Genomic DNA, 20,109 nt, shown 5'->3' on the forward strand with positions numbered 1-20,109 from the left:
ATAGGGGCTGCGCCCCTTGCCAGCGTCCTGCGCTGGGGCGGCGTATGGCTTGCAAAAGCTATACAAAGCCAGTGCTCGTTACCCCTGCGGACAGGCCTTTTTGTACGTGCTGAAAAGGAATCACTCCAGTGCGTCCCCGTATAGAAGGTCCGGCAGGACCACTTCCTCGGCTGCATTCTTGATTGCATTCATGCGCCCTGCCCAGGCCAGCGGATCGGCCTGTTTGAGGGCTTCATCCACGCCCTGCTGGCGGGCTATCTGGTTGATGGTGTCCTCTACCATCTGTCGGGCTTCGGTGTCTACATCGGCCAGGTGGCTGTGCAGCGTACCTTCCAGAAGCATGAGGTCGAATAAGTCGGGGCGATGCTTCTTCAAGAACTGCCGCCGCAGTTCACCGTATTTGCCGATGGGCCGGGTATCGGTTTCGGGGAGAACCAGATCGGGAATGAGATAGCCATCGGTCTCGGTGTAAGTCAGTTTCATGGTGTGCCTCCTTCAGCGTTCCTGAGTATCCTTGTTGTAGCCGCGTTTGTGCTGCCAGGTGTGAAGCAGATGGAGGATAACCTGCTGCATCTGCTGCGGGGTGTAGTGCTTGGGGAAATACCGCTGCACGTCCTCCTGATTGAGGAAGAACTTCTGCCTCTGGTTGGGCTTTTCCTCGGTGAGCAAGTGATGCAGGTATTCTCGGGTCAGGGTTCCCTCCTTGCTCATTTGTTTGAGGGTGCGGGACTGGGTGAGGGACGGTGTGGCCTGACAGGCGTCCATCTCCTCTTTGAGCGTTCGCTGGTGTTCCTCGGTCAGGTAGGAGATCTCCACCGCCGGATTGAAGGCAATCTGGTATTCGTCTACCATCTGGAGGATGGAGGGGATCAGGTGGGTCAGGCGGATGTAGCGATGGACTTGCCGTTGGCTGTCGTTGCTATTTTGACTGACTTGTTCCACACTCCATGACTTCTCGCCAACTTGGCGAGAAGTTGTCTTGCCTTGGTGTGTGATGGCTTCCATCTTCATCTTATAGGCAAACGCCTTCTCGCTGGGCAGGATATGCTCCCGCTGAATGTTGCTGTCCACCATAAGGATCACCGCCTCGTCGTCGGTCATATCCCGGACCAGTACCGGCAGTTCGGTGATGCCCAGGGCCTCGCAGGCGGCCTTGCGGCGGTGCCCGCTGACGATCTCGTAGCGGCCATCACCACGGGGCCGGACCAGCAGCGGTGAGAGGACACCGTACTCCCGGATGCTTTCCTTCAGTTGTTCCATCTCCTCGCCGCTGGCCACCCGGAAGGGATGCCCCTGAAAGGGTTCCAGCAGACAGGCTGAAAGAGTGATTACTTTTTCAGCCTGTGGGTTTTGGACTTGGTTTTCTGCCATGACAATACGCTTCCTTTCTTGGTAAAAATAAGGCTTGCAAGAGGCGTTTTGTGCCCAAAAATGTATACGAAAAACCGGGTACATTTTCAGAAAATCCAGATTTTCCGGGCCCAAAATCGCCTTCTGAACAAAAAGTAGGCATAAAAAATCCCCCTGCAACTGAAATCAGTAGCAGGGGGATTGGCGTATTACAGGTAGATCTCCAAGTCGATATCACGCCATCGGCTTGGCTTTATCACGCTGTTGTGTGCTTTTTGGAATGCTTGCGCATCCTCTAAGCTGAGCGTGAGCTCCAAGAGTCCAACGTAATTACTTGCGAGGATTCTTGATAGCGGCCTGAGCAGCAGCCAGACGAGCGATAGGCACACGGTACGGAGAGCAGCTGACGTAGTCCAGGCCAACATTGTGGCAGAACTCGACGCTGGAGGGATCGCCGCCATGCTCGCCGCAGATGCCCAGACCCAGGTTCGGGTTGGTCTCGCGGCCGTCGTGGGCAGCCATCTTGATCAGCTTGCCAACGCCAACCTGGTCCAGATGCTGGAACGGATCGCTCTCGTAGATCTTGGTGTCGTAGTAGGCAGTCAGGAACTTGGCAGCGTCGTCACGGCTGAAGCCGAAGGTCATCTGGGTCAGGTCGTTGGTGCCGAAGCTGAAGAAGTCAGCTTCCTTGGCGATCTCGCCGGCGGTCAGGGCAGCACGCGGGATCTCGATCATGGTACCGATCTGGTACTTCATGTCAACGCCAGCCTCAGCGATGAGCTTGTCGGCGGTCTTGACGACGACATCCTTGACGTACTTGAGCTCCTTGACCTCGCCAACCAAAGGAATCATGATGTGCGGGGTGATCATCTTGCCGGTCTCGGCGCTGACCTTCAGGGCAGCCTTGATGACGGCGTTGGTCTGCATCTCGGCGATCTCCGGATAGGTGACGCACAGACGGCAACCACGATGGCCCATCATGGGGTTGAACTCGTGCAGGCTGACAACCACGTTGTTCAGCTCTTCGGTGGTCATGCCCATGTCCTTGGCCAGAGCCTCGATCTCCTCGGGCTTGGTGGGCAGGAACTCATGCAGAGGCGGATCCAGATAACGGATGGTCATCGGACGGTCGCCCATGATGCGGTACATGGCGATGAAGTCGGCCTCCTGGTAGGGCTCGACCTTGGCCAGAGCGGTCTTGCGCTCTTCCACCGTACGGGCGCAGATCATCTCGCGGACAGCCTTGATGCGGTCCTCGGCGAAGAACATATGCTCGGTACGGCACAGACCGATGCCTTCAGCACCCATGTCGACAGCGTTCTGGGCGTCGCGCGGGTTGTCGGCGTTGGTCAGGACCTTCATCTGACGGGCAGCGTCAGCCCAGGCCATGAAGCGCTTGAAGTTGGCGTTCTCGGTGGAAGCCACGGTGGCAATCTGGCCCTCGTAGATGTTACCGGTGGAGCCGTCGATGCTCATCCAGTCGCCCTCATGGAAGAGGTGACCGTTGATGGAGATGGTCTTGGCGTCGTAGTCAATGACAACATCGTTGTCGTTGCCGCAGCCGGAGACACAGCAGGTGCCCATGCCACGAGCGACAACGGCGGCGTGGCTGGTCATACCGCCACGGACGGTCAGGATGCCCTGAGAAACCTGCATGCCGACGATATCCTCGGGGCTGGTTTCCAGACGGACCAGAACGACGCGCTTCCAGGCCTCGTCCTTGACCTTCTCCTCGGCGTCCTCCGCAGAGAAGACCACACGGCCGCAGGCAGATCCCGGAGAAGCAGCCAGGCCCTTGCCGATTGCCTCGGCGGCCTTCAGAGCGGCAGCGTCAAACTGGGGATGCAGCAGGGTGTCCAGCTGCTTGGGCTCAACGCGCAGAACAGCAGTCTGCTCGCTGATAACGCCCTCGTCCACCAGGTCGCAGGCGATCCGCAGAGCAGCCTGGGCGGTACGCTTGCCGTTACGGGTCTGCAGCATGAAGAGCTTGCCATCCTCGATGGTGAACTCCATGTCCTGCATATCCTTGTAGTAGTTCTCGAGGCGGGTAGCGATCTCAACGAACTGATCGTAGACCTCGGGCATCTCCTCATGCAGCTTGCTGATGGGAGAAGGAGTACGGATACCGGCCACGACATCCTCGCCCTGGGCGTTGATCAGGTACTCGCCCATCAGCTTCTTCTCGCCGGTGGCGGGGTTACGGGTGAACGCAACGCCAGTGCCGGAACGCATGCCGGAGTTGCCGAACGCCATCTGCTGGACGTTGACGGCAGTGCCCCACTCGTAGGGGATCTCGTTCATCTTACGATAAACGTTGGCGCGGGGGTTGTCCCAGGAACGGAAGACGGCCTTGACGGCACCGATCAGCTGCTCCTTGGGATCCTGCGGGAACTCGCTGCCCTGCTTCTCGCGGTAGATCTGCTTGAACTCCTTGACGAGTTCCTTCAGATCGTCGGCAGTCAGCTCCACATCCTGCTTGACGCCCTTGCGCTCCTTCATGGCATCGATGCGCTCTTCGAAGAAGCTCTTGCCCAGCTCCATAACGACATCAGAGTACATCTGGATGAAACGACGGTAGCAGTCATAGGCGAAGCGGGGGTTGTTGGTCTTCTTGGCCAGGCCTTCCACAGCCTGATCGTTCAGGCCCAGGTTCAGGATGGTGTCCATCATGCCGGGCATGGACTGACGGGCACCGGAACGGACAGACACCAGCAGCGGGTTGTCCACGGAGCCGAAGGTCTTGCCGGTCTGCTCCTCCAGAATGCCCATGTATTTGAAGATGTCCGCTTTGATCTCGTCATTGATCTCGCGGTTGTCGGCATAATACTGGGTGCAGGCTTCGGTGGTGATGGTGAAGCCCTGCGGAACCGGCATGCCGGCGTGGGTCATCTCGGCCAGGCCGGCGCCCTTGCCACCCAGAATGTTCTTCATGGTGGTCTGGTCGCCGCCGAAGGCGTCATGGCCCTCTTTGAACAGGTACAAGAATTTCTTGCTCATACTAACCTCCCAAAAACGGTAACGTGTTTGCATACAACGTTTCGTGTTTGCACAGTCCATTATAACAGACCCTAAAACGAATTTCCAGTGGATTGTTAAAAAACTGCTCACTACTTTGGCTGAAAATCTAACAAACTTTTCTCCCCAGGGTATTGCAATTTGCACAAAAATCGTGTAAAATATACTGGGCGGAAAGTTCGGAAATTGTTCCTTACTCCGCTTTTTTTGTTATTTTTGTTCTCTTTGCATTTTTCCTGCCGACGGGGCCTTTTTTCGGGTTGCGTAATCGGGCCTTCTGGGGTACAATACAGAAATAAGGTATTTATATATAAGGGGGATTTTTATGTCTACCGCCAAAGAAAATTTTGAACTGGCGCAGCAGCGTTATACTGCCACCTTCGAGCGCCATCTGAATAACGGTGTGGAATTCATCAGCCGCGATGTCTACATCGACCCCGAAGTGGAGATTGCCCCGGGGGCCACCATCCTGCCCGGCTGCATCCTGCGGGGCAAGACCGTCATCGGCGCCGGCTGCGTCATCGGTCCCAACACCCTGCTGGAGGATACCGTGGTGGAGGAAGGTTCCACCATCAACGCCAGCCAGTGCTACCAGAGCCACATCGGCCCCAACAACAAGATCGGGCCCTTCACCCACGTGCGCACCGGCACCAAAACCGCCGAGGGCTGCCACCTGGGCGCCTACGTGGAGACCAAGAACGCCGACTTTGCCGAGGGCAACACGGTCAGCCACCTTACTTATATAGGCGATGCCACCGTGGGCAAATACTGCAACTTCGGCTGCGGCACCGTCACCTGCAACTACGACGGCGAGGGCAAATTCCACACCACCATCGGCGACTACGTCTTCATCGGATGCAACACCAACCTGGTGGCGCCGGTCACGGTGGGCGACCATGCCTTCACGGCCGCTGGTTCCACCATCGGCAAGGATGTGCCCGCCGGGGCGCTGGGCATCGAACGGGCCAAGCAGGTCAACATCGACGCCTGGGGTGAACACAAGCTGGAAAAGTACATTGCCAAAAAGCAGAAGCTGGAGGCCGACAAACGAAAGGGTTGATGCGGTATGATGTCCGTCTGGCTCATGATCCTTGGTTATGTGGAGGTGCTGTGCACCTTTGACGCCGCACAGTACGGCACTTCGCTGCAGGCGCTGCGCAAGGAAGGTATCGTCTGCCGCACCCGCACCATCAATTTCAGCAGCGCTTCCCGCCGCACCGGCACCATGTTTGCCGTGGGCGAGCAGACCGACCGCAGCATAGAATACCTGATCTTCGTGAAAAAAGCGGACGTGGCCAAGGCACAGCTGGTCTTGCAGAATCGTCTTGACAGCCTGTAAGGGCGGAAAGGGACCGGATCATGCGCCTTCTTGGCAATCTTCTGTGGTTTCTGCTGGGCGGATGGCTCAGCGCCCTGGGCTGGGCCGCGGCCGGTGTGCTGTGGTGCATCACGGTCATCGGCATTCCGGTGGGGCTGCAGTGCTTCAAATTTGCCTCATTAAGCCTGTTTCCCTTCGGGAAAGAGGTGCTGTACGGCGGCGGGGCTCCTTCCCTGCTGCTGAACATCATCTGGCTGATCGTGACCGGGCTGCCCATGGCGGTGGCCCACGCGGCGTGGGGATGCCTGCTCTGCATCACCATCATCGGTATCCCCTTCGGCCTGCAGTATTTCAAGATCGCGCGGCTTGCCCTGTTCCCCTTCGGAAGCCGGATCGTGGAAGTCTTGTAAGCGTCCCCCAAAAGTACATCAACAAGGAGCGTTCTATTCGTTTATGGCTTTCTTTTCTTCTCCCGCCAGTGCCGACTGGCTGATTGCCGGTCTGGGCAATCCCGAACCCAAATACGACGGCACCCGCCACAACGCCGGCTTTGAGGCGCTGGATTATCTGGCCGAGCAGTGGCAGTGTCCGGTGAACAAGAGCAAGTGGCAGGGACTGTACGGCACCGCACAGGTGGGCGACCACAAGGTGGTGCTGCTCAAGCCGCTGACCTACATGAACCTGAGCGGGCAGAGCATCGCTCCCGCCGCCCACTTTTTCAAGATCCCGGCCAGCCGCATCATCGTGCTCTGCGATGACATTACCCAGCAGCCGGGGCATCTGCGCATCCGGCCCCACGGGTCGGCGGGGGGCCACAACGGGTTGAAAAGCATCATCGCCAGCCTGGGCACCGAGGAGTTCAACCGCATCCGCATCGGCATCGGCGCCAAGCCCAATCCCCAGTACGATCTGGCGGCCTGGGTGCTGGGCAAGCTGCCCGCCGAGGACCGCAAGGCGGTGACTGACCGCTACCCTGATATTGAACAAGCCTGCAAGCTGCTGATGGACGACAACTTGCAATATGCACAAAACAAATTCAATCGATAAAGGAGATAGACCCATGAGCTCTCTTCGCAAACAAGCACTGGTCCGTTTGCTGGTGTGTGCGGTTGTATTCATCGCCACCATTGTGTTCTGTTTTCTTTTGCTGACCGGCGCCTTTGACGGCGGCAGCTCCGCTGACCCGTCCACCACCCCGGAGAGCGCCTCCACCGCGGAAGGCGTTGCCTCGGACAGCATCGCCCCGGAGGGAGAAGTCCCCGGCGACGCGGTGGAAGCCACGCCGGAACCCACCCCCGAGCCCACCCCGGAACCCACGCCGGTCAACTTTGACGGCCTGTCCGAGCAGCCCGCCACCGTCTATGCCGAGGGCGAGCAGCCGGCCTTTACCGTGACGCCGGACTCCAATATGAATCTGCGCGCCGGCCCCGGCACCGACTTTGACAAGGTGGCTCAAATCCCGGCCGGCACCGCCGTGACCGCCCTGGGTGCCAACGCCGACGAAACCTGGATCGTGGTCCAGTACGAGGGTCAGTACGGCTGGCTGGCCAAGGAATACCTGAACCAGGCCTGATCGGCCCGCTTCTCCGCCCTGCCGGTGCATTCCGGCAGCGGACCTTCTTTCCGTGTTTTGTGATCTTTGATCTGTGAGTTGTTTTCCCCTGCCGTCCCCTTTCGGGTGTGCGGCGGCGGGAAACGCTCTTCTCTGATTCTATGACACTGTTTACTTCCCGCTTTACCCAAACGAAGGAATATGAAAAACTGGCGCATGCGCTCTCCGAACCAGGGGCATGCGCCTTATTTGGGTTGCCCGGTTCGGGGCGCGCCCTGGTCTACGCCGCCCTGTGCCGCACCCTGGAGCGGCCGCTCTGCATCGTGACCCCCGGCGAGGCCGAGGCCACCCGCTTTGCAGGCGACCTGAACACGCTGGGCATTCCGGCGGCGGTCTTTCCTGCCCGGGACTATGTGCTGCGCCCCATCGAGGGCACCGCCCGGGAATACGAATACCGCCGTCTGGGGGTGCTGGGCGACCTGGTGGGCGGCCGTCTGCAGGCGGTCTGCGTCTCGGAGGAGGCACTGACCCAGTACACCACCCCCAGGGCGGATTTCTGCGCCAACACCCGCACGCTCCACCCCGGGGATTCCATCCCCCGCACCGAGCTCACCGCCCTGCTCCACGGCGCCGGGTACACCCGCCGCACCCAGGTGGACGGTCCCGGACAGTTTTCCATCCGCGGCGACATCGTGGACCTCTACGCCCCCGACATGAAGCTGCCGGTGCGCATGGAGTTCTGGGGCGACGAGATCGATACCATGCACACCTTCGATCTGACCACCCAGCGCCGGGAGGACCCGGTGGAGAAGATCTATGTGAGCCCCGCCCGGGAGGTGCTGTTCGGTGCCCCCGCCGAGGCGGCCGACCTGCTGCGGGCTTTCCTGAAAAAGCAGCGGGGCAAAAAGCGCACGGCGCTGGAAGCCTGCATGGCCTCCGAGCTGGCCCAGCTGGACGGCGGCGCCGTGCCGGTGAACCTGGACAAATACCTGGCGGTGCGCTATCCCCAGCCCGCCACCCTGCTGGACTACTTCGACGACCCGCTGCTGGTGCTGGAGGAACCCGCCTCGCTGCGGGAGGCCCAGCGGGCCACCGCCTACCGCCGGGGGGAGGAGCTCACCACGCTGCTCCAGGACGGGGTGCTGGCCCCGGGGCTTGACAAGCTCTACGCCGAACCCGCCTGGCTGTGGGCGCAGCCCGCCCGCTGCCGCACCATCTGCGCCGAAAACTTCGCCCGCAGCATGTCGGACATTGCCCTGAAGGAGATCGTCAACGCCCCGGCCCACGCCCTGCCCGCCTGGGCCGGCGAGGTGGCCCATCTGCTGGAGGATCTGCAGCCGCTGTGCGACGGCGGCGCCGCCGTGACGGTGATGGCAGGCACGCCCCGCGCCGCGGCCGGCCTGGCGGCCGATCTGCGGGTGAAGGGGCTCAACGTCACCACCGACGAAAACGCCGCCCCCGCCGCCGGTCTTGTGCAGGTGCTGCCGGGACAGCTTTCCGCCGGGTGCAGCCTGCCCTTTGCCAAGTATGCGGTGTTCACGGCCCGGGCCTTCGGGGTGAGCACCGCCCAGAAGAAGAAAAAGCGCAACAAGGACGCCCTGAACAGCCTGAGCGAGATCTCCCCCGGCGACCTGGTGGTCCACCAGAACCACGGCATCGGCCGCTACGCCGGCATCCAGCGGATGGCCGTGCAGGGGGTGACCAAGGACTACCTGCGCATCGAATACGACAAGAAGGATGTCCTGTATGTGCCGGTGACCCAGCTGGACCTGTTGTCCCGCTACACTGCCCCCGGCGGCAAGGACAACGTGAAGCTGAGCCGTCTGGGCGGCAGCGACTGGGCCAAGACCCGCAAAAAGGTGCGGGCTGCCACCGAGGCCATGGCCAAGGAGCTCATCGAGCTGTACGCCCGCCGCAAGCAGGCCAAGGGCTACGCCTTCCCCGCCGACGACACCTGGCAGGGGGATTTTGAGCAGCGCTTTGCCTACGAGGAAACCCCCGACCAGCTGACCTGCGCCGCCGACATCAAGCACGACATGGAACAGCCCTGGCCCATGGACCGGCTGCTCTGCGGCGACGTGGGGGTGGGCAAAACCGAGGTAGCCCTGCGCGCCGCCTTCAAGTGCGTGATGGGCGGCAAACAGTGCGCCATCCTGGCCCCCACCACCATCCTGGCCTGGCAGCACTTCAACACCGCCATCGCCCGGATGGAGGCCTACCCCATCCGCATCGGGCTGCTCTCCCGCTACCGCAGCAGCAAGGAACAGAAAGAGACGCTGCGGGGCCTCAAGGATGGCACAGTGGACATCGTGGTGGGCACCCACCGGCTGCTCTCCGACGACGTGAAGTTCCGGGACCTGGGGCTCGTCATCATCGACGAGGAACAGCGCTTCGGCGTCAAGCACAAGGAAAAACTGAAGGAAGCCTTCATCGGGGTGGATATGCTGACCTTGTCGGCCACCCCCATCCCCCGCACGCTGAACATGGCTCTTTCCGGCATCCGGGATATGAGCACCATCGAGCAGCCCCCCTTCGAGCGCCAGCCGGTGGAAACCTACGTGCTGGAATACGACGAGGGCATCGTCTCGGAGGCCATCCGCAAGGAGCTGGCCCGGGGCGGGCAGGTCTACTACCTGCACAACCGGGTGGACACCATCAACGAATGCGCCGCCCGCATCGGCAAACTGGTGCCGGGGGCCCGCATCGGCATCGCCCACGGCAAGATGACCGAGGAACAGATCTCCTCGGTGTGGCAGCAGCTGCTGGACAACGAGATCGACGTGCTGGTCTGCACCACCCTCATCGAAACCGGCGTGGATGTGCGCAACTGCAACACCCTCATCATCGAAAACGCCGACCGCATGGGCCTTTCCCAGCTGTACCAGCTGCGGGGCCGGGTGGGTCGTTCCTCCCGCAAGGCCTACGCCTACTTCACCTTCACCCGGGACAAGGTGCTCACCGAGGTGGCCGCCAAACGGCTTTCGGCCATCCGGGAGTTCACCGCCTTCGGGTCGGGGTTCCGCATCGCCATGCGGGATCTGCAGATCCGCGGCGCCGGCAGCCTTCTGGGCCACAGCCAGCACGGCCACATGGAGGCCGTGGGCTATGATCTCTATGTGAAGATGCTGGGCCAGGCCATCGCCACCGCCCGGGGCGAGACCCCAGCCCCCGACAAGAGCGACTGTCTGGTGGATATCTCCATCGACGCCTACCTGCCGGAGGACTACATCCCCGACCCCGCCGGGCGCATCGAGGCCTACAAGCGCATTGCGGCCATCGAAACCACCGCCGACGCCGAGGACGTGCTGGACGAACTCATCGACCGGTACGGCTCCCCGCCCAAGAGCGTCCAGGGGCTGGTGGATGTGTCGCTGGTGCGGGTCACCGCCGCTCGGGTGGGCATTGTGGAGATCGTGCAGCGCAACGATCTTCTGATCCTCTACTCCGACGTGATCGGCCCCCAGCAGCTGGCCGCCGTCATGGACCAGTATCCCCACCGGGTGCTCTACAACGCCCTGGGGCGGCCCTATTTCAGTCTGCGCGTCCAGAAAGGGGAAAACCCGCTGGTGCTTTTGCGGGATGTGGTCACCCTGCTGCCCGGCGCCACCCCCGCCGCTTCCTGATTCCGGCAACAAAAATCCCGGCTCCTGTGGAGCCGGGATTTTTTATTGCTTGGTTTCAGGCTGCCCCGGGGCCGCCGTGGTGCTGCGGATGACGTACTGGGGGCTTTTGTTCATCGTCATGTACATGCGGCCCACGTACTCTCCCACCAGGCCCAGCATCATCATGAGGATGCCGTCCAGCAGCAGCACGATGGCCACAATGCTGGACCAGCCCGCGTCGATCTGATCCAGCAGGATGATCTTGCGCACCACGATGATCACCGCAAACAGAAAGCCGATCAGCGAGAAGGCCACGCCCATCACGGTGGCCACCCGCAGCGGCTTCACCGAGAAGGCGGTGAACCCGTTGAGCCAGAGCCCCAGCAGCTTGAAGAAGGTATAGCCGCTCTCCCCTTCCGCACGGTCCTGGTGGTCGATGGGGATATTCTTGAACCGGCAGGTGGAACGCACGGCCAGGCCGTCCACATAGGGGAAGGGATTGTCGCATTTGACCATCTCGTCGATGATGAACCGCCGGGCCGCATAGTAGCTGGCCATGTAGAGGTCCTTGGGCTTGCCCATGAGCCAGGTGGCCATCCAGTCGTTGACCCTGCTGCCGAAGTTGCGGAAGGCACTGTGGTGCTTGGACGGGTAGCTGGCATAGACCACGTCGGTGTCCTCGTCCAGGGCGTCGATGAGGCGGAACATCTCGGCGGGCGGCGTCTGGCCGTCGTCGTCGAGACTTACCACAATGTCCCCGTGCACATGGCGGTAGCCCGCCATCAGCGCCGAGGCCTGCCCGAAGTTGCGGGACATGCAGATGCCGAAGATCTGCGGGTCCTCCTGTTTCAGGCGGCAGATCTCCCGCCAGGTATCGTCGGCGGGGTTGTCGTTGACCAGAATGATCTCGTACTCATAGCGGCCGTCCGCCTCTACGGTCTGCCGGATCTGCCGGGCCACCGCGCCGATGGTGGCCGCGCTGTGGTAGCAGGGAATGACAAAGCTGAGCAGTTGCATGAAATGCCGTCTTTCCTTCCTCTTATTTTTCCATCCAGGTGCAGATGCGCGCCGGGTCCTCCGCGGCAAAGATGTAGTAGCCGAACCGGGTGGAGGAATCCGTCACGATGTGGTCCATGGGGTCGATGGGGCTTTCCTCCACCAGGGTGATGCCCGGCACGGCGCGCAGGGCTTCCCGCCGTTCCAGGTCCCGGGGACCGAACACAAACTGAATGCCGCAGGCCCCGTGATGGGGCCCGGGGGTCAGGTCCGGGGCCTGGCCCAGGGCGATCTGCACCACCATCCCCACAAAATCCAGCCCGGTGGACAGCGGCACCAGATGGCTGCCGATGCAGTCGCCGCCCATCCGGCCGCCGATCTCGATGAGGCGGATGTTGCCCGCCGCGTCGATCTTGAGTTCACTGTGGGAGGCGCCGTTTTGGATCTCCAGCGTGTTCAGCGCATGGAAGACCGTCCGGCGCACCTTTTCCCGCATGGCATCGGTCAGCGGGGCCGGTTCCATGTGGCCGGTCTCTATGTACATGGGCGCTCCCGTGGTGTATTTGAGGGTGATCTGCAGAAGATGATGCTCTCCTTTCCAGGAGATACACTCCACGCTGTACTCCTGCCCGGTGGCGAACTCCTCCACCAGGGCCATCTTCTCAAAGCTCTGCTCCCGGGCACGGGCAAGGGCCGCCTGCAGCCCCGCCGGGCGGTTCACCTCGGTGATGCCGCGGCTGCCCGAACGGTCGGTGGGTTTGACGATCAGCGGATACTGCATGCCCTCCAGCACCGAAAGATCGGTTCCGGGAGCGATGAGCACCGACCGCGGGGAGGGGTCCCCCGCCGCCGCAAAGGCTTCCCGCATCTTGTGCTTGTTGGTGGATTTCTCGCAGCAGCGCATGGTGTTGCCGGTCAGGCCCAGCTTTTCCGCCACGTAGTTCACCGTGATGGCCGCCAGGTCGCTGGCAATGGTGCAGATGCCGTCGATGCCGATCTCGCGGCATTTTTCCAGGATGGCGTCCTTCTCCACAATGCTGATGGGATAGAAATGGTCCGCCATCTTCTCCCCCACATCGTCCGCCGCCCAGGCAAACACGTGGGTTTCACACCCCATATCCTTCGCTTTCTGAATCAGCGGCGCCTGCAGATAGGACGCGCCGATAATCGCCAGTCGTTTCATTTTCCCGTTCCTTTACCCCGGTCCGCCCGAAGCGGTCTGTTTGTCGTGTACCGTGTATTATAGCACAGGCAGCCTCAAATGGGAAGGACCCTTTCTCTTGTGTTTTACCGCCTTGCAGGGTATAATGGTAGGCATTATGAGTGAGAGGATGTTTTTATGCAAACGTTGCAAACTGCACTGCGCGGCACGGTGCGCTACCTGCGGGTCTGTGTCAAATGGGTGGTGCTGGCGGCCCTGGTGGGCTGCATTACCGGGCCGCTGGGAGCGGCCTTCGGACTGGCACTGAACTGGGCCAACGCCACCCGCGGCGTCCAGGGCTGGCTGCTCTGGCTTCTGCCGGTGGGCGGCCTGGTCATTGTTTTTTTATACCGCCGGTTTGACCCCCAGGGGGGCGGCTCCACCAACCAGGCCTTTGCCGCCGTGCGGGAGCGCCAGGTGCTGACACTGCGCACCGCTCCGCTGATCTTCTTTTCCACCGTCACCACCCACCTGCTGGGCGGTTCCAGCGGCCGGGAGGGCGCGGCGCTACTGCTGGGCGGCTCGGTTTCCGGGCAGGTCGGCCGTCTGCTGCGCCTCAACCGCCGCGACTGCCGCTTCATGACGATGTGCGGCATGGCCGGGGCCTTCTCCGCCATCTTCGGCACGCCGCTGGCCGCCACCGTCTTCACCATCGAGGTGGTCAACGTGGGCTCCATGCAGTATGCCGCCCTGCTGCCCTGCCTGGTGTCCGCTTTGCTGGGCGTCTGGATCAGCAGCCAGATGGGCCTTGCCCCCACCGCTTTTAAGCTGGCCGCCACGGCGGAGCTGAACCCCGTCACCATCGGGCAGGTGCTGCTGCTGGGCGCGCTGCTGGCCGCCTTGAGCATCGCCTTCTGTGAGCTGCTCCACGCCACCCCCAGGCTGTACGCGAAATTCTTCCCCAACCCCTATCTGCGGGTGGTGGCGGGCGGTATCCTCATCATCGCCCTCACCAAGCTGCTGGGCACCACCGACTACAACGGCGCCGGCAGCGCGGTCATTGCCGCCGCCATGGCCGGCCAGGCCCTGCCCTGGGCCTTCGCCCTCAAGATGCTCTTCACCGCCCTGACGCTGGGCGCCGGGTACAAGGGCGGCGAGATCGTGCCCATCTTCTTCACGGGTGCCACCTTCGGCTGCGCCGTGGCCCCGCTGCTGGGCCTGCCCGCTCCCCTGGGCGCTGCTTTAGGCATGGTGGCCCTCTTCTGCGGCTGCACCAACAGCCCGCTGGCCTCCATCTGCCTGGGGCTGGAGGTCTTCGGCGGACAGTGCCTGCCCCTGTTTGCCCTGGTGTGCGCTGTCTCCTACATGCTGTCCAGCTATTTCAGCCTCTACCATGAACAGCATTTCCTGCACTCCAAGCTGCAGATCGGCGGCGTCCGCTTCCAGGAGGGCCGCTGGACCGAAGCTGTCCCCGAGGAGGAAAATTGAGTTGTACCCGAACCTTGAACATGGTATAATGAAACGTTAAGAAGGGAGGACGGTCATGGACGCCATGCAGCATATCACCGGTCTTGTGCGCAAGGCCGTGCAGGACTATGAAATGATCGCCCCCGGCGACCGCGTTCTGGTGGGGGTCTCGGGCGGTAAGGACAGCGTGGTGCTGACCGTCGCCCTGGGACGGCTGCGGGCCTACCTGGGCGTACCCTTTGAGGTGCAGGCCGTGACGCTGGACCCCTGCTTCGGCGGGGTGGAAACCGACTACAGCCCGCTGGTAGACCTTTTCGCGGCGGAAGGCATCCCCTACGAGATCCGCCGCACCGACATCGGTCCCGTGGTGTTTGACTACCGCAAGGAATCCAACCCCTGTGCCCTCTGCGCCAAGCTGCGCCGGGGCACGCTGCACACCGCAGCCCAGCAGCTGGGCTGCAACAAGGTGGCGCTGGGGCATCACCTGGACGACGCGGTGGAAACCTTTTATATGAACCTCTGGCGGGAGGGCCGCATCGGCTGCTTCTCGCCGGTGACCTACCTGTCCCGCCGCGACCTGACGATGATCCGGCCGCTGCTGCTGGCCACCGAGAGCGAGGTGCTCTCCGCCATCAAGCGGGCGGGTTTCCCGGTGATCAAGAGCCGCTGCCCTGCCGACGGCGTGACCACCCGGGAGGAGACCAAACAGTTTGTCCGTGAATTCAGCCGCAAGGACCCTGCATTCCGTCAGAAAACGCTGCACGCCCTGCAGGAAAGCGGCATTGACGGCTGGAAGCCGCTGCACACCGGCCGCAAAAAGGAGTGGTCCAAGTGAGTGATTTCATGCTGGAAAAACACTGCTGGGCAGAGATTGATCTGGACGCCCTGCGCCACAACTTTGCCTTTATCAAACGTACCGTCAACGGGCCGGTGTGCGCCGTCGTCAAGGCGGATGCCTACGGCCACGGCGACATCACGGTGGCCCGGGTGCTGCAGCAGGAAGGCGCCGCCGCCTTTGCGGTGAGCTGCCTTTCGGAGGCAAAGCACCTGCGCCGCCACGGCATTACGCTGCCCATCCTGATCCTGGGCTACACCGACCCGTCCCAGGCCGCCGTCCTGGCCGACCAGGACATCATCACCGCCTGCTTCTCCACCCAGTATGCCAAGGCCCTCTCGGAGGCGGCGGTGGCGGCGGGCGTCAGGGTCAAGGTCCACCTGAAAGTGGACACCGGCATGGGCCGCATCGGCTTTGCCGCCCGCAGCGACTGGCAGGCCGTGGTAAAAGAGCTGGAAGCGCTCTACGCCCTGCCCGGGCTTTCCATCTGCGGCATCTTCCAGCACTTCGCGGTGGCGGACAGCGTGAAGCCGGACGCCCAGGACTACACCGACAGCCAGTATGCCCTCTTCCGCCAGGTGGTGGACCGGCTGCAGGCCGACGGCTACGACACCGGCACCGTCCACTGCGCCAACTCCGCCGCCCAGCTGCGCCACCCCAAATGGCGCCACGACATGACCCGCGCCGGCATCATCCTCTACGGGCTGGACCCCAGCGACGAGCTGCACTTCCCCGTGCTGAAGCCGGTGATGACGCTGAAATGTCTTGTGACCTTCGTCAAGGACCTGCTGCCCGGTCAGAGCGTGAGCTACGGCCGGACCTTCACGGCGAAGGCCCCCATGCGGGTGGCCACCGTCTGTGTGGGCTACGCCGACGGCTACCCCCGGATGCTCTCGGGCACCCAGGGCCAGGGCCTGATGATGGTCAACGGCCAGCCCGCGCCGGTGCTGGGCAGGGTCTGCATGGACCAGACCCTGCTGGACGTGACCAACATTCCCGGCGTCGGGATGGGCGACGAGGTGACGGTCTTTGGCCCCGGCGCTGCCGACACCGCCGACACCATCGCCCGCAAGACCGACACCATCTGCTATGAGATCGTATGCGGCATCGCCCGCCGGGTGCCCCGCGTCTATCTGGAAAAGGGAAAAATCTGCAAGATCTGGAACGATTTGGAGGAAAATTGATGGCTCGCGACACCATTCGCAACTTTTGTATCATCGCTCACATCGATCACGGCAAGTCCACCTTGTCGGACCGCATGCTGGAGCTGACCGACAGTGTGGACAAACGCACCATGACCGACCAGGTGCTGGACGACATGGACATCGAGAAGGAGCGCGGCATCACCATCAAGGCCCGGGCCGTCACCATGCGCTACAAGGCCGACGACGGCAAGACCTACGAGCTCAACCTCATCGATACCCCGGGTCACGTGGACTTCCAGTACGAAGTCAGCCGCAGCCTGGCCGCCTGCGAGGGCGCCGTGCTGGTGGTGGACGCCAGCCAGGGCGTGGAGGCCCAGACGCTGGCCAACTGCTACCTGGCGCTGGACCACAACCTGGAAGTGGTGCCCATCCTGAACAAGATCGACCTGCCCAGCGCCGACCCCGACGCCGTGGCCAAGGAGGTGGAGGATGTTATCGGCCTGCCCTGCATGGAGGCGCCCCGGGTGTCCGCCAAGCTGGGCATCGGCGTCAAGGACGTGCTGGAATGTGTGGTCAAGGACATTCCCGCCCCTTCCGGCGACGCGGACAAACCGCTGAAGGCGCTGATCTTTGACTCCATCTACGACAGCTACAAGGGTGTCATCGTCTATGTGCGCATCTTTGAGGGCACCGTCAAGCCCGGCGACACCATCCGCCTGATGAGCACCGGCGCCGAGTTCCAGCTGGTGGAGGTGGGCCACATGGGCGCCACCAGCCTGACCCCCTGCGACCATCTGGAAGCCGGCGAGGTGGGCTATCTGACCGCCAGCATCAAGACGGTGCGGGATACCCGGGTGGGCGATACCGTCACGCTGGCCTCCAACCCCACGGCGGAGGCGCTGCCCGGTTTCCGCACCGTGACCCCCATGGTCTTCTGTGGCATCTATCCGGCGGACGGTGCCGACTACCCCGACCTGAAGGACGCCCTGGAAAAACTGCAGCTCAACGATGCTTCTTTAAGCTTCGAGCCGGAAACCAGCGCTGCCCTGGGCTTTGGCTTCCGCTGCGGCTTTCTGGGCCTGCTCCACATGGAGATCATCACCGAGCGTCTGGAACGGGAGTTTGACCTCAACCTCATCACCACCACCCCCGGCGTACAGTACCGGCTGACCCTTACCGACGGCACGGTGGAGATCATCGACAACCCGGCCTCCTACCCCGACCCCACCCGCATCGTCAAGCAGGAGGAACCCTTCGTCAACGCCCACATCTACACCCCCAACGACTACGTGGGCCCGCTGATGGACCTCTGCCAGGCCAAGCGGGGTGTCATGGTGGACATGAAATATATGGACGAAACCCGCGTGGACCTGCACTACCAGCTGCCGCTGGGCGAGATCGTCTACGACTTCTTCGACGCCATCAAATCCCGCAGCCGCGGCTACGCCAGCTACGACTACGAGTGGGAGGGCTGGCACGAGAGCAAGCTGGTCCGGCTGGACTTTTTGCTCAACGGCGACCCGGTGGATGCCCTGTCCATGATCGTCTTTGCGGACAACGCCTACGCCAAGGGCCGCCGCATCTGCGAGAAACTGAAGGAGAACATCCCCCGCGCCCTCTTCGAGATTCCCATCCAGGCGGCGGTGGGCGGCAAGATCATTGCCCGGGAAACCGTCAAGGCCATGCGCAAGGACGTGCTGGCCAAGTGCTACGGCGGCGACATCACCCGCAAAAAGAAACTGCTGGAAAAGCAGAAGGAAGGCAAAAAGAAGATGCGCCAGCTGGGCAGCGTGACTTTGCCCAGCGAGGCCTTCACCGCCGTCCTGAAGCTGGATTCCGATTCTTAAACTGTATGGCAAGCCGCGCGGAACACCGTGCGGCTTTTTTGTGCGGGGACGGCGCATTTCATTTTGAAATCGGCGCCCCCTTGCCATTTTATAGGAAGTAGTGTACAATAAAGGGACACTAAAAATTTGGGGTGCGATTTATGGCAGAAGAAAAATTTTCCAACTTCTTGACGGATATCATCGATGCCGACCTTGCCGAGGGCAAGGTCGATACCGTGCATACCCGTTTTCCGCCGGAACCCAACGGATATCTGCATATCGGTTCGGCCAAGGCGATTTTCATCAACTACACCATCGCCAAGCACTACGGCGGCAAGTTCAACCTCCGTTTTGACGACACCAACCCCGCCCGCGAGGGTGACGAATACGTGCAGAGCATCCTGAAGGACCTGCACTGGCTGGGCGCCGATCCCAACGGCGGCATTTTTTACGGCAGCGACTATTTCGAGCGCTGCTACGAATACGCCGAGAAGCTCATCCGGGAGGGCAAGGCCTACGTGGACGACCTGACCCGGGAGGAGATGCAGGAATACCGCGGCAACGATGCCGGCAAACCCAGCCGTCCCAGCCCCTACCGGGACCGCACGCCGGAGGAGAACCTGGACCTGTTCCGCCGCATGCGGGCCGGTGAATTCGCCGACGGCGAAAAGACGCTGCGCGCCAAGATCGACCTGGCCAGCCCCAACATGAATATGCGCGACCCCGCGATCTACCGCATCAAGCATGTGGCCCATCACCGCCAGGGCGACAAGTGGTGCATCTATCCGCTGTACGACTTTGCCCATCCTATCCAGGACGCCATCGAGGGCATCACCTTCAGCCTGTGCAGCCTGGAGTTTGAAAACCACCGCCCGCTGTACGAGTGGGTCATCACCAACATCTTCGGCACCGAGTTCCCCAAACAGCGGGAGTTCGCCCGCCTGAACGTGACCAACACCGTCATGAGCAAGCGCTACCTGCGGGAACTGGTGGAGAAGAACATCGTGGACGGCTGGGACGACCCCCGCATGCCCACCCTGAGCGGCCTGCGCCGCCGCGGCTACACCCCCACCAGCATCTTCACCTTTGTGCGGGAGGCCGGCATCTCCAAGGCCGACAACCTGGTGGACATGCGCCAGCTGGAAGCGGTGCTGCGCTCCGAGCTGGAGCTGAACGCCCAGCGCCGGGTGGCCGTGCTGGACCCCGTCAAGCTCATCATCGACAACTACCCCGCCGATGCCTGCGAGACCTTTGAGCTGCCCAACAACCCCAACCGCGACGCCAACGACAGCTCCACCCGGCCGGTGGCTTTCACCCGCGAGGTGTGGATCGATCGCAGCGACTTCTTTGAGGTGCCGCCGCCCAAGTTCAAGCGGCTGACCCTGGGCAAGGAAGTGCGCCTGATGGGCGCCTACCTGGTGCGCTGCACCGGCGTGGACAAGGACGAGGACGGCAACATCACCGCCATCCACGCCGAGGCCGACCTGGAGACCCGCAACGGCAACCCCGCCGACGGCCGCAAGGTGCGCGGCACCATCCACTGGGTCAGCTGCCAGCACTGCGTGGAGGCGGAAGTCCGGCTGTACGACAAGCTGTTCACCGAGGCCAACATGAACAGCATTCCCGATGACGCCGACTTCAAGGACTACCTGAACCCCGAGAGCGTGGTGGTGGTTCCCCACGCCAAGCTGGAGGAAAGCCTGCGGGATGCCCAGCCCGGCGAACGCTTCCAGTTCGTGCGCACCGGCTACTTCACGCCGGACAGCAAGAACCCCGGCGTCTACAACCGCATCGTGACGCTGAAGGACAGCTTCAAGCTGTAACAACACAAAGCAAAAGACCGACGCAAAAGCGCCGGTCTT

General features: G+C 62.2%; 17 protein-coding genes. 12 read left to right on the forward strand and 5 right to left on the reverse strand.

What is annotated here, in order from left to right:
* Window positions 1-120 precede the first annotated feature (120 nt).
* Entirely contained in the window at window positions 121-483 is a 363-nt protein-coding gene (locus ABGT73_RS07695; protein WP_346669206.1) for a TnpV protein, read from the reverse strand.
* 12 nt (window positions 484-495) lie between these two features.
* On the reverse strand, window positions 496-1,371 hold the full coding sequence (locus ABGT73_RS07700; protein ID WP_346669207.1) for a ParB/RepB/Spo0J family partition protein: 876 nt from the start codon (window positions 1,369-1,371) through the stop codon (window positions 496-498).
* A gap of 50 nt (window positions 1,372-1,421) precedes the next feature.
* On the opposite strand from ABGT73_RS07700, the gene ABGT73_RS07705 reads away from it, so the two are divergent.
* The gene (locus ABGT73_RS07705; protein WP_346669208.1) at window positions 1,422-1,649 is read left to right on the forward strand and encodes a hypothetical protein; all 228 of its coding nucleotides are present in this window, start codon (window positions 1,422-1,424) and stop codon (window positions 1,647-1,649) included.
* A gap of 31 nt (window positions 1,650-1,680) precedes the next feature.
* Here the strand turns inward: ABGT73_RS07705 and ppdK are convergent, their stop codons facing one another.
* On the reverse strand, window positions 1,681-4,347 hold the full coding sequence (gene ppdK / locus ABGT73_RS07710; RefSeq protein WP_346669209.1) for a pyruvate, phosphate dikinase: 2,667 nt from the start codon (window positions 4,345-4,347) through the stop codon (window positions 1,681-1,683).
* Between the two features lie 343 nt (window positions 4,348-4,690).
* On the opposite strand from ppdK, the gene ABGT73_RS07715 reads away from it, so the two are divergent.
* The 6 genes from ABGT73_RS07715 to mfd all read left to right on the forward strand — a co-directional run bounded on the left by ABGT73_RS07715 (window position 4,691) and on the right by mfd (window position 10,858).
* Window positions 4,691-5,425 (forward strand): UDP-N-acetylglucosamine diphosphorylase, encoded by a 735-nt coding sequence (locus tag ABGT73_RS07715; protein WP_346669210.1) that lies wholly within the window; start codon window positions 4,691-4,693, stop codon window positions 5,423-5,425.
* A 6-nt stretch (window positions 5,426-5,431) separates the two neighbouring features.
* The gene (locus ABGT73_RS07720; RefSeq protein ID WP_346669211.1) at window positions 5,432-5,704 is read left to right on the forward strand and encodes a hypothetical protein; all 273 of its coding nucleotides are present in this window, start codon (window positions 5,432-5,434) and stop codon (window positions 5,702-5,704) included.
* A 20-nt stretch (window positions 5,705-5,724) separates the two neighbouring features.
* Entirely contained in the window at window positions 5,725-6,093 is a 369-nt protein-coding gene (locus ABGT73_RS07725) for a YccF domain-containing protein (protein ID WP_346669212.1), read from the forward strand.
* A gap of 43 nt (window positions 6,094-6,136) precedes the next feature.
* Complete coding sequence (pth, locus tag ABGT73_RS07730) at window positions 6,137-6,730, forward strand: aminoacyl-tRNA hydrolase (protein WP_346669213.1); 594 nt, start codon at window positions 6,137-6,139, stop codon at window positions 6,728-6,730.
* Between the two features lie 13 nt (window positions 6,731-6,743).
* On the forward strand, window positions 6,744-7,256 hold the full coding sequence (locus tag ABGT73_RS07735; RefSeq protein ID WP_346669214.1) for an SH3 domain-containing protein: 513 nt from the start codon (window positions 6,744-6,746) through the stop codon (window positions 7,254-7,256).
* A gap of 233 nt (window positions 7,257-7,489) precedes the next feature.
* Complete coding sequence (gene mfd, locus ABGT73_RS07740) at window positions 7,490-10,858, forward strand: transcription-repair coupling factor (RefSeq protein WP_346669215.1); 3,369 nt, start codon at window positions 7,490-7,492, stop codon at window positions 10,856-10,858.
* A 42-nt stretch (window positions 10,859-10,900) separates the two neighbouring features.
* On the opposite strand, the gene ABGT73_RS07745 is transcribed toward mfd, so the two are convergent.
* A complete protein-coding gene (locus ABGT73_RS07745) occupies window positions 10,901-11,854 on the reverse strand; it encodes a glycosyltransferase family 2 protein (protein ID WP_346669216.1) in 954 nt (317 codons plus the stop codon).
* Window positions 11,855-11,876: 22 nt separating this feature from the next.
* Window positions 11,877-13,016, reverse strand: coding sequence for an ATP-grasp domain-containing protein (locus ABGT73_RS07750; protein WP_346669217.1), 1,140 nt, complete (start codon window positions 13,014-13,016; stop codon window positions 11,877-11,879).
* A 156-nt stretch (window positions 13,017-13,172) separates the two neighbouring features.
* On the opposite strand from ABGT73_RS07750, the gene ABGT73_RS07755 reads away from it, so the two are divergent.
* The 5 genes from ABGT73_RS07755 to ABGT73_RS07775 all read left to right on the forward strand — a co-directional run bounded on the left by ABGT73_RS07755 (window position 13,173) and on the right by ABGT73_RS07775 (window position 20,070).
* Entirely contained in the window at window positions 13,173-14,462 is a 1,290-nt protein-coding gene (locus ABGT73_RS07755) for a chloride channel protein (protein WP_346669218.1), read from the forward strand.
* A gap of 55 nt (window positions 14,463-14,517) precedes the next feature.
* The gene (locus ABGT73_RS07760) at window positions 14,518-15,276 is read left to right on the forward strand and encodes a tRNA 2-thiocytidine biosynthesis TtcA family protein (protein WP_346669219.1); all 759 of its coding nucleotides are present in this window, start codon (window positions 14,518-14,520) and stop codon (window positions 15,274-15,276) included.
* Window positions 15,273-16,460 carry an alanine racemase gene (gene alr / locus ABGT73_RS07765; RefSeq protein WP_346669220.1) on the forward strand — a complete coding sequence of 396 codons (1,188 nt, stop codon included), beginning with the start codon at window positions 15,273-15,275 and terminating at the stop codon, window positions 16,458-16,460. The genes ABGT73_RS07760 and alr overlap by 4 nt, the downstream gene beginning before the upstream one ends.
* Window positions 16,460-18,268, forward strand: coding sequence for a translation elongation factor 4 (gene lepA / locus ABGT73_RS07770; protein WP_346669221.1), 1,809 nt, complete (start codon window positions 16,460-16,462; stop codon window positions 18,266-18,268). The genes alr and lepA overlap by 1 nt, the downstream gene beginning before the upstream one ends.
* A gap of 140 nt (window positions 18,269-18,408) precedes the next feature.
* Window positions 18,409-20,070 carry a glutamine--tRNA ligase/YqeY domain fusion protein gene (locus ABGT73_RS07775; protein ID WP_346669222.1) on the forward strand — a complete coding sequence of 554 codons (1,662 nt, stop codon included), beginning with the start codon at window positions 18,409-18,411 and terminating at the stop codon, window positions 20,068-20,070.
* The last annotated feature ends 39 nt before the right edge of the window (window positions 20,071-20,109 follow it).

Origin of the sequence: uncultured Subdoligranulum sp. (assembly GCF_963931595.1) — a bacterium.
Classification (GTDB): domain Bacteria; phylum Bacillota; class Clostridia; order Oscillospirales; family Ruminococcaceae; genus Gemmiger.